General features: G+C 50.8%; 11 protein-coding genes. 4 read left to right on the top strand and 7 right to left on the bottom strand.

Translation table 11 applies throughout. The features are described from left to right. Positions 1 to 176: 176 nt before the first annotated feature. Together AKG35_RS01170 and AKG35_RS13425 are read right to left on the bottom strand one after the other, a co-directional pair. On the bottom strand, positions 177 to 2,024 hold the full coding sequence (locus tag AKG35_RS01170) for an APC family permease (protein ID WP_011129601.1): 1,848 nt from the start codon (positions 2,022 to 2,024) through the stop codon (positions 177 to 179). A 99-nt stretch (positions 2,025 to 2,123) separates the two neighbouring features. Then, on the bottom strand, positions 2,124 to 2,408 hold the full coding sequence (locus AKG35_RS13425; protein ID WP_236069615.1) for a hypothetical protein: 285 nt from the start codon (positions 2,406 to 2,408) through the stop codon (positions 2,124 to 2,126). A gap of 79 nt (positions 2,409 to 2,487) precedes the next feature. On the opposite strand from AKG35_RS13425, the gene AKG35_RS01165 reads away from it, so the two are divergent. Next, positions 2,488 to 4,167, top strand: coding sequence for a Vgb family protein (locus tag AKG35_RS01165; protein WP_236069614.1), 1,680 nt, complete (start codon positions 2,488 to 2,490; stop codon positions 4,165 to 4,167). A 69-nt stretch (positions 4,168 to 4,236) separates the two neighbouring features. Here AKG35_RS01165 and AKG35_RS01160 read toward each other — a convergent pair whose 3' ends face one another. Further along, positions 4,237 to 5,556 (bottom strand): dihydrolipoamide acetyltransferase family protein, encoded by a 1,320-nt coding sequence (locus tag AKG35_RS01160; RefSeq protein WP_011129599.1) that lies wholly within the window; start codon positions 5,554 to 5,556, stop codon positions 4,237 to 4,239. A gap of 217 nt (positions 5,557 to 5,773) precedes the next feature. On the opposite strand from AKG35_RS01160, the gene AKG35_RS01155 reads away from it, so the two are divergent. Next, positions 5,774 to 6,133, top strand: coding sequence for a hypothetical protein (locus AKG35_RS01155; RefSeq protein ID WP_011129598.1), 360 nt, complete (start codon positions 5,774 to 5,776; stop codon positions 6,131 to 6,133). Positions 6,134 to 7,203: 1,070 nt separating this feature from the next. Further along, positions 7,204 to 7,518 (top strand): hypothetical protein, encoded by a 315-nt coding sequence (locus AKG35_RS01145; protein ID WP_011129597.1) that lies wholly within the window; start codon positions 7,204 to 7,206, stop codon positions 7,516 to 7,518. A gap of 49 nt (positions 7,519 to 7,567) precedes the next feature. Here AKG35_RS01145 and AKG35_RS01140 read toward each other — a convergent pair whose 3' ends face one another. From AKG35_RS01140 to lipB, 4 genes are all read right to left on the bottom strand, one after another. Further along, on the bottom strand, positions 7,568 to 8,356 hold the full coding sequence (locus AKG35_RS01140) for an ion transporter (protein WP_011129596.1): 789 nt from the start codon (positions 8,354 to 8,356) through the stop codon (positions 7,568 to 7,570). Between the two features lie 518 nt (positions 8,357 to 8,874). Then, positions 8,875 to 9,318: a YlqD family protein gene (locus AKG35_RS01135; RefSeq protein WP_011129595.1), complete on the bottom strand. Its 444-nt coding sequence runs from the start codon at positions 9,316 to 9,318 to the stop codon at positions 8,875 to 8,877. A gap of 69 nt (positions 9,319 to 9,387) precedes the next feature. After that, complete coding sequence (locus AKG35_RS01130; RefSeq protein ID WP_011129594.1) at positions 9,388 to 11,382, bottom strand: AMP-binding protein; 1,995 nt, start codon at positions 11,380 to 11,382, stop codon at positions 9,388 to 9,390. Between the two features lie 26 nt (positions 11,383 to 11,408). Continuing rightward, entirely contained in the window at positions 11,409 to 12,140 is a 732-nt protein-coding gene (gene lipB, locus AKG35_RS01125) for a lipoyl(octanoyl) transferase LipB (RefSeq protein ID WP_011129593.1), read from the bottom strand. A gap of 12 nt (positions 12,141 to 12,152) precedes the next feature. On the opposite strand from lipB, the gene hpf reads away from it, so the two are divergent. Then, complete coding sequence (gene hpf / locus AKG35_RS01120; RefSeq protein ID WP_011129592.1) at positions 12,153 to 12,740, top strand: ribosome hibernation-promoting factor, HPF/YfiA family; 588 nt, start codon at positions 12,153 to 12,155, stop codon at positions 12,738 to 12,740. The last annotated feature ends 11 nt before the right edge of the window (positions 12,741 to 12,751 follow it).

Raw genomic sequence — 12,751 nt, 5'->3', positions numbered from 1 at the left:
GATGGCAAGTGCAATTGTGGTGCCCTCATTTGAGCCTCAGGCCTGCTACAGGAGCGAATAGATAGCAGCAATGTGATGATGTTTTGCCAAAAGAAAAGCCCCCTACGCCCTCTCTCAAGCTGAAACGTCAAAGTGTGTAGAGAAAGGTTGTCAACCCAAACGAAGTCGCTGATCGACTATCCCGCTAGGTAATACCGCACCACGCAAAAGACTCGGCTGTAGTCGCCAGACAGGGCCTTAAACAAATAGACAGCCCTCTGATTGAGAAGCGTCTGATCGAGCCAATCGCGAGTGATCACTAGCGCCATCACCACAGTGGTCGTGCGCTCCGGATGAAGCTCTTCCTGCTCTACGACATAATCACAAAAAGGATCAATCACCGAACTAAAGTGACTCTCCAAAAGGCGGAGCTCGAGTTCACCGGGATGATCGCCAACAAGTCTGTCCCAGGCGGTACGAATTGCGTCTGGATCATCATCATCGCCGAGCACAAAGACAGCCGTCACGGAATCAGCAATGGAACATCCATAACGCAACGCTTCCATGGAGGCACGCCACAAACCCGGAATCCAAACGATGCAGTGATTCCCCAAAGGAGGTTGGCGAGGCTCCACCTGCAATGGGCCAAAGTCAGGCTCCAAAGCGAGCGCTGCATAAGCCTTTCGATAGCGGCGTCGAATCTGCGCCAGACCCCATACCAATGCAGGGATGGCAATCACCACAGTCCAGGCACCCTCCTGGAATTTGCTCACCACGATCACCACAAGCACCACAAAAGTGGTGACTGCACCAAGAGCATTCATCAACAGTCGGCCCTGCCAACCATTCCCCCGCAAACGCCACCAACGACGGACCAATCCCAGCTGAGAAAGTGTGAAGGCAGTGAAGACCCCCAGGGCATAAAGGTTCACAGCAACAGTGGTATCGCCTTTGCAGATCACGATGATCAGCGCCGTGACCAGCAAAAGAACGCCAATACCGTTCTGGTAGACCAAGCGATCACCAATCCAGCTCAACTGCCGTGGCAGGCAATGATCTTCTGCCAACATCGCCGCTAAACGAGGGAAACCTGCAAAGGCGGTGTTGGCCGCCAAAACAAGGATCAAGAGAGTGGAAAGCTGCAGAGCCCAAAGCAGAACACTGCCCGAACCAAAAGCCCGCGAACCGATTTGAGCCAACACAGTGACCCGATCATTCGGAGCGATGCCATACATGTAACCCAGCCCACTAACCGCCAAAAACATGGCTGCGAGCAACACACCCATCACCAACAACGTGCGTCGGGCATTGACCACCGCAGGTTCCTGAAAAACCTTCACGCCATTGGCAATGGACTCAATACCAGTCATCGCTGAACAACCTGAGCTGAAGGCCCGCAGGATCAAAAACCACCCCAACGGCTGAACGGCTTGCACAGCTGGTGGCATATCCGGCACGAAGCCATGCTCAAAAATCAGATCCTTCAAGCCGGCAAGGATCAACAAAGCCACCATCACCACAAAGGCATAGGTGGGCAAAGAAAAAAGACGTCCAGTCTCTTTGAGGCCCCGCAGATTGGCCCAGCCAATCAAAGCCAACAAAAGCAAGGCGAGCGAAACCTCGTGATCGAGCATCGATGGCACTAGGGAGGAGAGAGCCTGAGTGCCAGCCATGAGACTCACCCCCGCGGTAAGGGTGTAATCGATCAGCAATGCCGCCGCGGCAATCAAACCAACGTTGCGGCCAAGGTTGTCGCGTGCCACGACGTAGGAGCCGCCCCCTTTCGGATAAGCCTCAATCGCCTGGCGGTAGGAGAGCACAACGATGGCAACCAGAGCAATAATCGCCAGGGTGATCGGCACAGAAAGGCCAAGGGCACCGCTGCCGCCAAGAATCAGAACACCAAGTGCAGCTTCAGTGGCATAAGCCACTGACGACAAGGCGTCCGAAGAAAGGATCGGCAAAGCCTGAACACTGGGCAGCCGCTCATCGTCAACCTTTTTGCGGAGGAGTGGATGCCCAAGAAGTTTCTGGAAAAAGCTCAAGTCGTCTTGGAATCGTTTTCTTCAGGATGCACGCAAGGAAGCAAACGGCACTTTCACAGGTCTATGACGTAACACCGAGAACTGAAGAGCTTGCACTACTTACGTACTACAACTAGAAGAACCAACAGAACGATCTGTAGCGATGAAACCCATTTCCTTTCCCATCCTTGGAGGTGCATTGCTGGGCTCGCTGTCGGTCTTGCTTGCCTCCTGCGATGTCTCCAGCATCACGGGTAATGCGTCAAGCTTCTCAGGGAGGGTTTCAGTATTAGGAAAGCCCGTCAGTGAAGCCAAGGTTTTGCTCTGGCAGTCTTCCGCCAAGGATGGAGCGAAGAAAATCGTTGAGACCAAAACTTCTAAAGATGGGGCGTTCAAATTGTCCATACCCAGCAATAAGGATAAGGTTAGTTATTTAATTTCCGAAGGAGGAAGTATCGATGGACAAGATACTGACAACTTGAAAATGCTCAGTGTTCTTGACTCCAATTCCAACAAGTCTGTCGTCATCAACGAACTGACATCCGTGGGATCAGTGTGGCCCAATGCTCAACTGATCAACGGAAATAAGATCAGTGGCAGCAAAACAGCTTTAGCCATTGGTTCGGGGCATGTAAGGCACCTAGTCAATACAAGCAATGGCAAATATGGCGAAACACTTCTGAATGGCTTAAACCTGCCCAACTCCGAGACGATGGTTCGTCTCAACGTTCTTTCCAACCTATTGGCCCTTTGTGGCAATAGCAATACAGCCGATGGCTGTAGTCAGTTACTCAATCTAACCAATTCAGATAACAGCCTCAACGCACTGATTTCTATCGCCAAAGAGCCGTGGGCAAAAGCCAGTGAGCTCTACAAACTGTTCACTCACCAATATCCACTCAACAAGGCAGAACAAATTCGAGAAGGCGCAACCCTTCCCTACCTGTTATTTGAACCGGAGAGTTTTTCACTCTCGATCCGTCTAGAGGGTGGCGGCGCCATGGCACTCGGGAAAATGATGTTTGACGACAACGCCAATATGTGGAGTGGTGCCAACTGGATGCCTGGTTCCCAATCTGGTGTCATCAACTCCATTGGAGGAGGGCTCACCAAGTTCAACTCCAGCGGAGAAGCGCTCTCCCCATCACCTCAGGGATATAACGGACAAGGGCTAAATGGCGTGGGCTGGGGAACAGGAGTCTCGAAAAATTATGCCTGGGTAGGCACTTTTAACAACAAGATCGGGGTCTTTGATCTTGAAGATGGCAAACCAGTTGGACCGGCGACTGTTGATGGCGAGATCGGCCAACTGCAAGCAGTAACAACCGCCGCGAATGGAGATGTATGGATTGCAGATAACACCAAGGATCACATGATTCGTTTCCCCGATGGTGACTATAAGAATGGCGAGCGATTAACAATCAAAGGATTACAAGCTCCTTTCGGCATTGCTGTTGACCAGCAAAATAGAGTCTGGGTAACCAGCAGCTACAACAATAAACTCACCATCTTCCCTGGAGAAAACCCTGAGGCAGTGAAAACAATTGATATCGCTTTAGGAGCAAGAGGTGTGGCAATCGATTCCAAAGGCAATGCTTGGGTCGCCCAGCAAACTGATTCAGCAACGCTAGTTTTACCTCCTGGGGTCAGCAAGGCACCTCCACGCCCAACAACAATCATGCAGGAATTCATGCAAGGGCTTGAATATGCAAAAGCAAATCCGCAGCAAACAAGCTCTGGAATGATTGCACTGATCTCACCTGATTTGAAGATGATCAAATCAGACATTGCAAAAGGAGATGTCTATATTCCCTGGGGTGTAAGCATCGATGGCAATGACAATGTATGGGTTGCAAATCTTTTTGGTAGCAGTTTGATGCATATCTGTGGAGCCAATACATCAAATTGCCCTGAAGGTAAAACGACAGGTGATGTGATTCATGATTATCAGAGTGGTGTTATTCAAATGAACACCGATGTAATTATCGATGATGCCGGCAATATCTGGAGTGCGAACAACTGGTACGACGAAAATGCCGTCATCAACAAGAGCTATTTAGGTCGAACATCGACCTTTGCTGGTGGTCAAGGATTCGTGGTGACCTACGGGGTCGCCGGTCCAGTCAAGAACCCTCTACTTGGTGTGGTTAGGCGTCCTGAATGAAATCAAGGCCGCTCGCTATCACTTTTTGGCGAGCGGCAAAAGATTGTCAAACCTGGATCTGAATCCTGTTTAGAGCGCCAAACTCTCTACCCGCGTCTCAATCAGCTCTGCCAGATCCTTGAGGAAGGCGGCCCCATCGGCGCCATAAATCACGCGATGGTCGGCAGTGAGGTTCACCTGCATCTGGCGCTTGACCGCAATCGAGCCATCCTTTCCAGCCACCACAGCAGGCCGCGATGCAGCTACCGCCAAAATTGCGCCAGTGCCAGGGGGCAAGATTGCATCAAAGCGGTCCACGCCAAACATGCCCAGATTGGAAAGGGTGAAAGTACCAGTGCTGTATTCCTCGGGTTGCAACTGCTTGCTGCGTGACCGCTTCACAAGATCTGCCCACTGCCGCGACATCTCATAGAGATCGGTGCGATCAGCATTCTGCAAAACCGGTGTAATCAGACCGCCATCGTCCATCGCCACTGCAACAGCAACATTCACCTGCTCTGGATACACCATCCCAGCGGTGCTGTAAGCAGCATTCACCTGGGGATGACGCACTAGCGTCAAGGCCACGGCTTTGGCCAGAAGGGCTGTCATCGTGACGCCCTTAGGCTTCACCTGCTTGTAAAAAGCATCCAACTGATCAGTCGTGATCGTGTAGCCAACCCTGAAGCAGGGGAAGGCCAAACTGGCCTCCATATTGCGGTTGACCGCTTGTTGGAGGTTGTTGAAGGCTGCGGTTTCTCCCGGGGCCCCAAAGCTCTGACCTACAGGAGATGACACTGCATGAGCAACGCCTGCAGAAGTTGCATGCGTCGTTGCGAAAGAAGCGTTTCCTTCAGCAAGCTGAGGCACACTGATCGGCTGACCTGCAGCCAGCTGCACGTCTTCAGCCTGGATACGGCCATGGGGTCCGCTACCCCTCAACTTGGCCAGATCAACACCCATCTGCGCAGCAAGTTTTTTAGCCCGCGGTGAAGCAACGATGCGTTTGTCAGTGTCTACTGCTTGGCTGGCAACAGGCGGCGGAGCAGCAACGGGGGGACTCTCCACGACGGGCGCTGGAGTAGATGCTGGGGCAGGGTCATCGACAACTTTTGCAGCAGTCTTGAGAGGGGCAGGATCAGACGCTGGCGCAGCAGGGGCATTGGCCTGAACAGCCGCGATTTCGGCCTCACTTTCAACGATCAAACCAATCGTTTCGCCCACTGGAGCCGAACAACCAGCAGGCATCAAGACCGCGGCCAAGTAGCCATCTTGAAATGACTCCACATCCATATCCGCTTTATCTGACTCCACCACAAGCACCGACTCACCACGCCCAACCTTGTCGCCAGGTTGCTTAAGCCACTCAACGATCTTGCCCTCCGTCATCGTTGAGCTCAGAGCAGGCATGAAAATGTCGTGAGTTGCGATAGTCCTGTCCTCGACTTGAATTTTGAGGGGTGCTCAAACCTCGTTGCAACGTTCCTAAGGCAAATATCAGGAGTTGGCTGAGGTTGATCAATCAAAATTTTAAAGCGAAGGATCCCTCGCGGCAGCCTCGCCTATACAAAAGAGCCGCTATGTATAGGCAAGCCTGTTAAATTTGCCCATACAGAGTAAGTCGATCGTGAGAGCAGGGCAATTCTCGGCAAACTTTCATCCCGATTTGCTGGATGCATTCAGATCACGCTGTAAGCAGAAGGGTGAAAAATACACAAAGGTTCTGGAACAATTGGCAACGTTATATCTGCAATCAGATGGATCGATCCTTTTCAATCATGCTGCCTTAGAGCCTGAAGCCAAAAGTCATGGCCTCACTGAAAGCATCAAGGCGCAAAACCCTCTGCTTGAACTAGAGAAAAAAATCAAGAAACTGGAAGAGCAGGGCGAGAAAACTGATTACGCTATCGGTGATGCATTCGACAGAATCATGGATTGCGAACGAGCATTAGGGATAGGCAAATACTCAAAAGCCATGCAAGAATGAACACATCATTCTCCAAAAGCTGATTGATTCAGAAAGGCTGCAGGGATTTCTAGTATTATATTAATGCAATGTTTCAGCGCCACCGCTGGGGGCGAAGTTTTTATTTGTCAACCTAATAGAATTATGCTCCTGGATCGCCGGAGATGTACTGCATAAGTTGACTGCTGGAGATAGCCAACAATCATCATCTCAAGCCAATCGCGCAAGAATCTATGCAATCAGATGTAAAATTAGTGGCCATATGAAAGCTGTCACAAATCTACCTTTTAATGCTACTAGCTATATTTTTAAAAGCTCTAGAACCTGTTTGCTCAGTTAGATTAGACACAAGAATAAGTCGTTAATGCACAGCATGATAGAAATGCTAGAGTGTAACGGCGAGGATCGCAAGAGTCTAGCTTGCTAAGCTCAAAAACAATTGGTCATTCTTGCCAAAGCTTAAATGCTGATAAGACTGATTCGCCACTTAACCAGAAGACACCCCTGGGCACTTAGCTTATGGGAGAAAAAATATAGCTGGAACTCAGTTCTCATCTCAGGCTTTCTGATTGCCGTAATATTAGTTACTTTATTTTTAAATTCAGAAGAACAAGTGATTGGGCAAAGATCAAAGGTGGGGGATCCATTCTAAGCAACTTATGGATATTGCTATTTGAAACTTCTCCGTTTAAGAGGCTATCTATCTCTGATGCACGGTCTTCTTTTAATTGATATTTTCTAGACAATCTCCAGCTGCGGCCTTCTTCGAGATTATTTGTTCTATTCATCACCCACGGAGCTGAAACAACTACGCAGCATAAAAATAGCAAGTAAAGAATAGTCGCCTTCCGATTTTTCAGGAGCATCAGTTTCCTGGCAAGACCAAGCATACTCAATATAAGCTCTCCTATTTAAGAAAAGAGGCTTGATTAAGACAAGCAAAAAAGAACCTATAAAGCCAATACTTAAGCGATAGCAACCTTACCTAAAAGGAAGCTTGGAATTTGATCATAAAGTACATTTAAAATACAGACTTTCAAAAAACACCCCTATCATGCATCTACTGAGCCCAAGGAGTACAAAATGCTTCATTGTGCAAACCAAATCACATAGCTGCATCGCAAATATGCCTGTTATTAGCTGTAGAGTTACAAACCTTCCCCAACTTGTTTATTTTCAACCTTGAAGACAAGTCTCTTCTTTATGAATCTCCTTTTATCGCCATCATAGTTGTTCGCTCAGCAGGGGAATTAGCGGGCTCTATATCCCCTAGAGAGAATAATCAAGCTGTCAATCTTTATAAGCCAAAACAAGCTTATTTTCACAATAAATCCAATGATCTTGCGAGCATTAAGCAAAGAGATAAGGTATTAAATGCTGGCAATGATGAAGTCATATGCAAGTAATTTATGCACATTCTTAGCATCATTGACCTGCGGAATCAACTAAATCCTGTTACTGAACTGTCTGCTCATTCTCAATTCTCTTCTTCCTGAATGATTCGCTAAAACCAGCAGCAAGAATTCCTACTGGTATCGCGATGACACCGATACCCATCAATGCTGTTGCAGACGCAATCACCTTGCCAAGCCCAGTCACAGGGATGGCATCTCCATAACCAACTGTTGTCACTGTCATTATCGCCCACCAGATGCATCGAGGTATTGATCCAAATAATTCAGGCTGTACCTTTGACTCAGTCAGATACATAAAGGTACTACTTAATAGCACCAACATGAGGGTATAGGTTGCTGATATCTGTAGTTCTTGAGTCTTTGACTTGATTGCCTGATTAAAATAATACAAACCTTCTTTAAACCTCCTAGACCTCCCTATCTTGCCAATTCTTACAAGTCGAAAAACTCTTAAGGTATAGAGCTCTGGACTGATTATTCCTAGGAAAGTAGGCAATATAGCGATCACATCAATCATTGCCAATGGCGACAACACATAATTAACAATTCCCCTAATTCCTTTCCCATACCTGCCATCTAGAGGCGAAACCCATAGCCTAATGCAATATTCAATACAGAATAGAATTGCGATTATCCAGTCTAATCGGATCAAATGGTCTCCATACTTTGCCTGAATAGCCTCCTCAGTAGCAACAATGGAAAAGAAGATTGATATTATAATTGCAGCAGCTATAATTCTATTAAACGCAGACGTCCTTTGCTTAGGGCCAGTGTCGACAACCTGTCTGTAAAGCCTCTGACGTATCCTTCTCATGGCATCAACAATCAACTGCTAGTTGCTAACAATAAACTACTCATGCATACATTGAGAACCTAGCCAAGCTGCCGAGCTTGTAAACCACATTGGCTAAGCATTAGCATGTTCTCCAGATCTCTATCTGAGAGTCCTCAGTATTTCCTGCAACATACTTGCACTGTACCCAGACGCCAAATGATATGAAATGTGTAGCCAGCACGGAGCAAAATTCGACGCATTTCCTAAAATATACTTCGCAAAAATAACATCCGCCCATCATCAGATATGCCCGAAGGCATCAATAATTTTATCAGACTTTTAATCCTTAGATTAATATATTGCCGATGCGCATTAGCAATTAATGAACGCCTCTCAATTATGAGGCGTTCATTGAAGTAGCTCTTAGGCATTAAATCATCAGAATTCAGACAAGACGTATCTAAAAAAAATCCAATCCAAAGACCTATGGCCTAAGGCAAAGGGGGCTTGCGTTAACTCCAAAGTTTGTATCTAACATTATTTTCAACACCTAAGCCCAATTTCAAAGGAGGTCAGGCCCCCTCTATCTCCTCCACAACACCGTCGCGTACAACCACAGACACCTGCATCTTCTTCACCAGGTTGTCACCCACGCTCAGGTCACAAAAGCTTTCAATCTGACCCTGCTCAACAATCTGCTCCATCTCTAGTTCGCGCACCTGCGCCTGCTGCTGAAGCAGGTTGCGCTTCTGTTCCTCCAACTCACTGCGCTTGCCAGCTACCTGTTGCTGCACCTGGGCCACCTGCTCCTGCACGCGTGAGTCGAGGGGATTAGCACTCTGGCGACGCACCTCATCAACCACCTGCTGACCTTCCTGCTCCAACTGGGCCAACTGCTGATCGGTGGTGGCAATGGCGTTGCTGAGCTCACGCTCAGCCTCCTCCTTCCAATTTGGTGTAACTACCGCGCGAACGGTAATCGAGCGCTTAATCGACAGGGTCGTGCCTTCGGACATGAAAGTGATGAGTAAGGGCTAAGGGTCTCAGCCTGTGACCATGAGGTCAACTGCCGGCTGAAAACAAAATCAACTGCGACCATAAAGGGCGGCAATCAATGCCCCATCTCGGAGCGTGATCCGATCGCGCCGCTGCTTGAGAGTCTGAGTCAGCAAACCGTTCTCGATCGTGAACGCCTCCACCAGGGCGACACCCGCCAAGCGTTCATCCGCCCGAGACCCTGAGCGCTGAGCCAGCAATCGATTGAGTTCGCCGCGCAGCAAGCGCCGCAACGCCTCATCCCCAGGAGATCCACTCAGGCCAGTCTGCATCAACAATCCCTGATCCTCTGCCCAAGCCAGCATTTCCTCCTCCCTGGGCACCACCAGTGCAGCAAGCTGCCGCTCGTCCTGGCCCACAAGCATCACCTGTTCCAACAGTGGACTCGCCACCAATGCCGCCTCCAACGGACCAGGCTCGATGTTCTCGCCACTACTGAGCACGATCGTGTCTTTAGCGCGACCAGTCAGCACCAAGGAGCCATCGGGCAACAGCATTCCCAAATCACCGGTATCGAACCAACCCTGCCCATCAAGCACCTTGGCTGTGGCCTCTGGTTTCCTCAAGTAACCCGCCATCACTTGAGGCCCCCGTACCAACACACGGCCACGTTGACGGAACATCAAGTCCACGCCGCTTTCAGGGTCCACGATCCGAAACTCAGTCTCAGGAAGAGGCGGTCCTGAACTGCCACGAATGTTGCGCCAAGGCCTTCGGCAACTGACGACTGGGCTTGTCTCAGTGAGGCCGTAGCCCACCAACAGCTCCAGCCCAACCGCCTCAAAGAAGGCATCCACATGGGGGGCAATCGCTCCACCACCATTAATGGGAAAACGTAGCCGCCCCCCACAGAGCTGATTCAGCACCTTGGGCCAGAGCAGAGCACCCGCCAGACCATGCAAAGGCCAGCGCAGCGTTGCCTCCAGCAAAGCCAGCGTACGGGTGGTCAAAGGCAGCGGCTCCAGCAGCAGATTTCGAGACCGACGCCAAGCCTTTCGTTGTGAGCCACTGTTGGCAAGGGCCATCCGCAGCAAGCGTTGCCGTCCTGTTGGCATACCCTTAACCGCTTCATCAAAGCCCGCCTGAATCGCCTCCCAAAGCCGCGGCACCGTCGCCATCACGATCGGTCTAACCCGCGGCAGATCCCGCTTCAATTGCTTGATCGTGGTGTAGCTCTGGGTACATGCACACGAAAAGAAGTAATACTCCGCGCTGCGTTCGTAGGCATGCCAAATCGGCAACACACTCAACACCGGCGCACCCGGAGAGGGGAAAGCGACACAAGCCAAGCACCTCATCTGATGGAGGAGGTTGGCGTGGCTAAGGGGCACACCCTTTGGCTGCCCTGTTGTTCCAGAGGTGTAGAGAATCGTGGCCGTCACTGTTGCCGCTGAGCCGGAATCGCGATCCTTCAACGGATCTGGTGCAGGCTGACCCGCTCCTGCAGCAAGCAGTTCCTGCCACCCCATCACGCCATCAGCGGGCTCACCTTCAAGCTGTAAAACCAAGCGCAAAGGCCTGCGCTGCTCATCGGTAAGGGCAAGCTTGTGCCACAACTCGGCGTTCTGTACAACCAAGGCAACAGCTCTTGAATCCGCGAGGATGTAGCGCAGCTCTTCCAATGGAGCAGTCGCTCCTCGTACCGCATTAGCAGCACCAGTGCGCATCAAACCTTGATCCGCAATCAACCAACGGGGGCTGTTTTCAGCAAAAAACGCCACCACATCTCCAGCGCCGATGCCGAGATGGCTGAACGCAGCAGCAGCCAAAGCGATCTGCTCAGCAAGCTCTCCATAGCGAAAGCGTTCAGGATGAGTCGCATGAGGAGCATCAACCGCCAGGATTTGGCCATGCTTCTGCGCCAACCAAAGCCAGATCTGATCCACGCGGCCCATCTGGGCGACATGACCCTGATGTGCTAATCCATCTTCTTCATGTGGAGAAGGGCGCCAAACCGCCTTAGCGAGAGAACCCTCATGGTTGTGGTCTTTCAACCTTCTACCTGCTGCTACCTCATCTGACATCTTCAATGCAAACAGGGCTAAGAGCGCTATGCATCGGACGCAAATGCCCCTGGCTTGGCTAGAGGCTCTGGGATCTGCCATACCAAACCGAAACGGTCACTCAGGCTCTGACGCATCAGAGGTTGCACCTCCGCCATCGTGAGCCCAGGGATCCATTGATTCAGCCGACCCACCGGGTGACCGACCAGGCCGCAGGGGACAACGGCGGAAAAGCTCTCAAGATCACAATCCACGTTGAGAGCCAATCCATGTTGAGTAATCCAGCGACGACACCCCACGCCAATCGCAGCCACCTTGCGACCTTCCAGCCATAGCCCGGTGAGACCCTGCAAGCGCTCACCTGCCAATCCCAAAACAGCCAAAACATCAATCAATACCTGCTCAAGCTGACGCAGATACCAATGCAGATCCGTTTGATAGCGCCGAAGATCCAACACGGGATAGACCACCAACTGCCCAGGTAAATGGTGAGTCACCTCACCACCCCGATCAATGCGATGCAACGCAGCAGGTGGATTGTTGACATCAAAAAGCAGATTGGCCTCGCTTGCACCGCGACCGAGGGTGTAGCAAGCCTGATGCTGCAACAGCCAAACCGCCTGCGGAGCAAGGGGGTTGGCAAACAACTGTTGCTGCCACTGCTGCTGCCAAAGCCAAGCCATCTCGAAGGGCACTGGCTCACTGCACTCAAACAGAAAAGTCGATTGGGATTGTGCCGATGTAGAGGTAGTACCTAACTTGCCGATATCAATCGGCACCGGAGGGATGCCATGAAGCTGCTGATCCATGGTCGCAATCTTGAACTAACGCCTGCCCTACGCGAATACACACAATCGAAACTGGAACGGGCGATTCAACATTTCGAAGACATGGTGAAGGAAGCTGATGTGCACCTTTCAGTCGCCCGAAACCCGAGCGTGCCTCAACAAACTGCCGAGGTCACCGTTTTTGCTAACGGCACGGTGATCCGCGCTCAAGAACGCAGTGAAAACCTTTACGCCAGCATTGATCTGGTAGCCAGCAAACTCTGCCGTCAACTACGCCGCTACAAGGAACGCCACAGCGATCACCACCACAGCCCCGGGCATCGAGCCTCGTCAACGCCAACCACTGAAGCGGTGATCGATGAAGCCCCGATCGACGGTTCACTACTCGATGGCAAGGAGGCCCACCTCCCCAGCCCAGGCGTTAGGCGCAAATACTTCGCCATGCCGCCAATGAGCGTCGAACAAGCCCGGTATCAACTAGACCTGATCGACCACGACTTCTACCTTTTCCGCGAACAAGAAAGTGGCCAATTGCAGGTGATCTACCGACGTAACCATGGCGGCTACGGGGTTATACAGGCTCGCGATTAAGCGTGGGCAAT

Origin of the sequence: Prochlorococcus marinus str. MIT 9313, from assembly GCF_000011485.1 — a bacterium.
Classification (GTDB): Bacteria; Cyanobacteriota; Cyanobacteriia; order PCC-6307; family Cyanobiaceae; genus Prochlorococcus; species Prochlorococcus marinus_D.
This window is presented reverse-complemented; position numbering and strand designations above follow the sequence as displayed.

Bases quoted from the DNA above. Each gene is read 5' to 3' on its own strand.
- AKG35_RS01130 (WP_011129594.1), bottom strand. From the start codon at position 11,382: ATGTCAGATGAGGTAGCAGCAGGTAGAAGGTTGAAAGACCACAACCAT.
- AKG35_RS01160 (WP_011129599.1), bottom strand. From the start codon at position 5,556: ATGCCTGCTCTGAGCTCAACGATGACGGAGGGCAAGATCGTTGAGTGG.
- AKG35_RS01135 (WP_011129595.1), bottom strand. From the start codon at position 9,318: ATGTCCGAAGGCACGACCCTGTCGATTAAGCGCTCGATTACCGTTCGC.
- AKG35_RS01165 (WP_236069614.1), top strand. From the start codon at position 2,488: ATGCTCAGTGTTCTTGACTCCAATTCCAACAAGTCTGTCGTCATCAAC.
- hpf (WP_011129592.1), top strand. From the start codon at position 12,153: ATGAAGCTGCTGATCCATGGTCGCAATCTTGAACTAACGCCTGCCCTA.
- AKG35_RS13425 (WP_236069615.1), bottom strand. From the start codon at position 2,408: ATGGACAATTTGAACGCCCCATCTTTAGAAGTTTTGGTCTCAACGATT.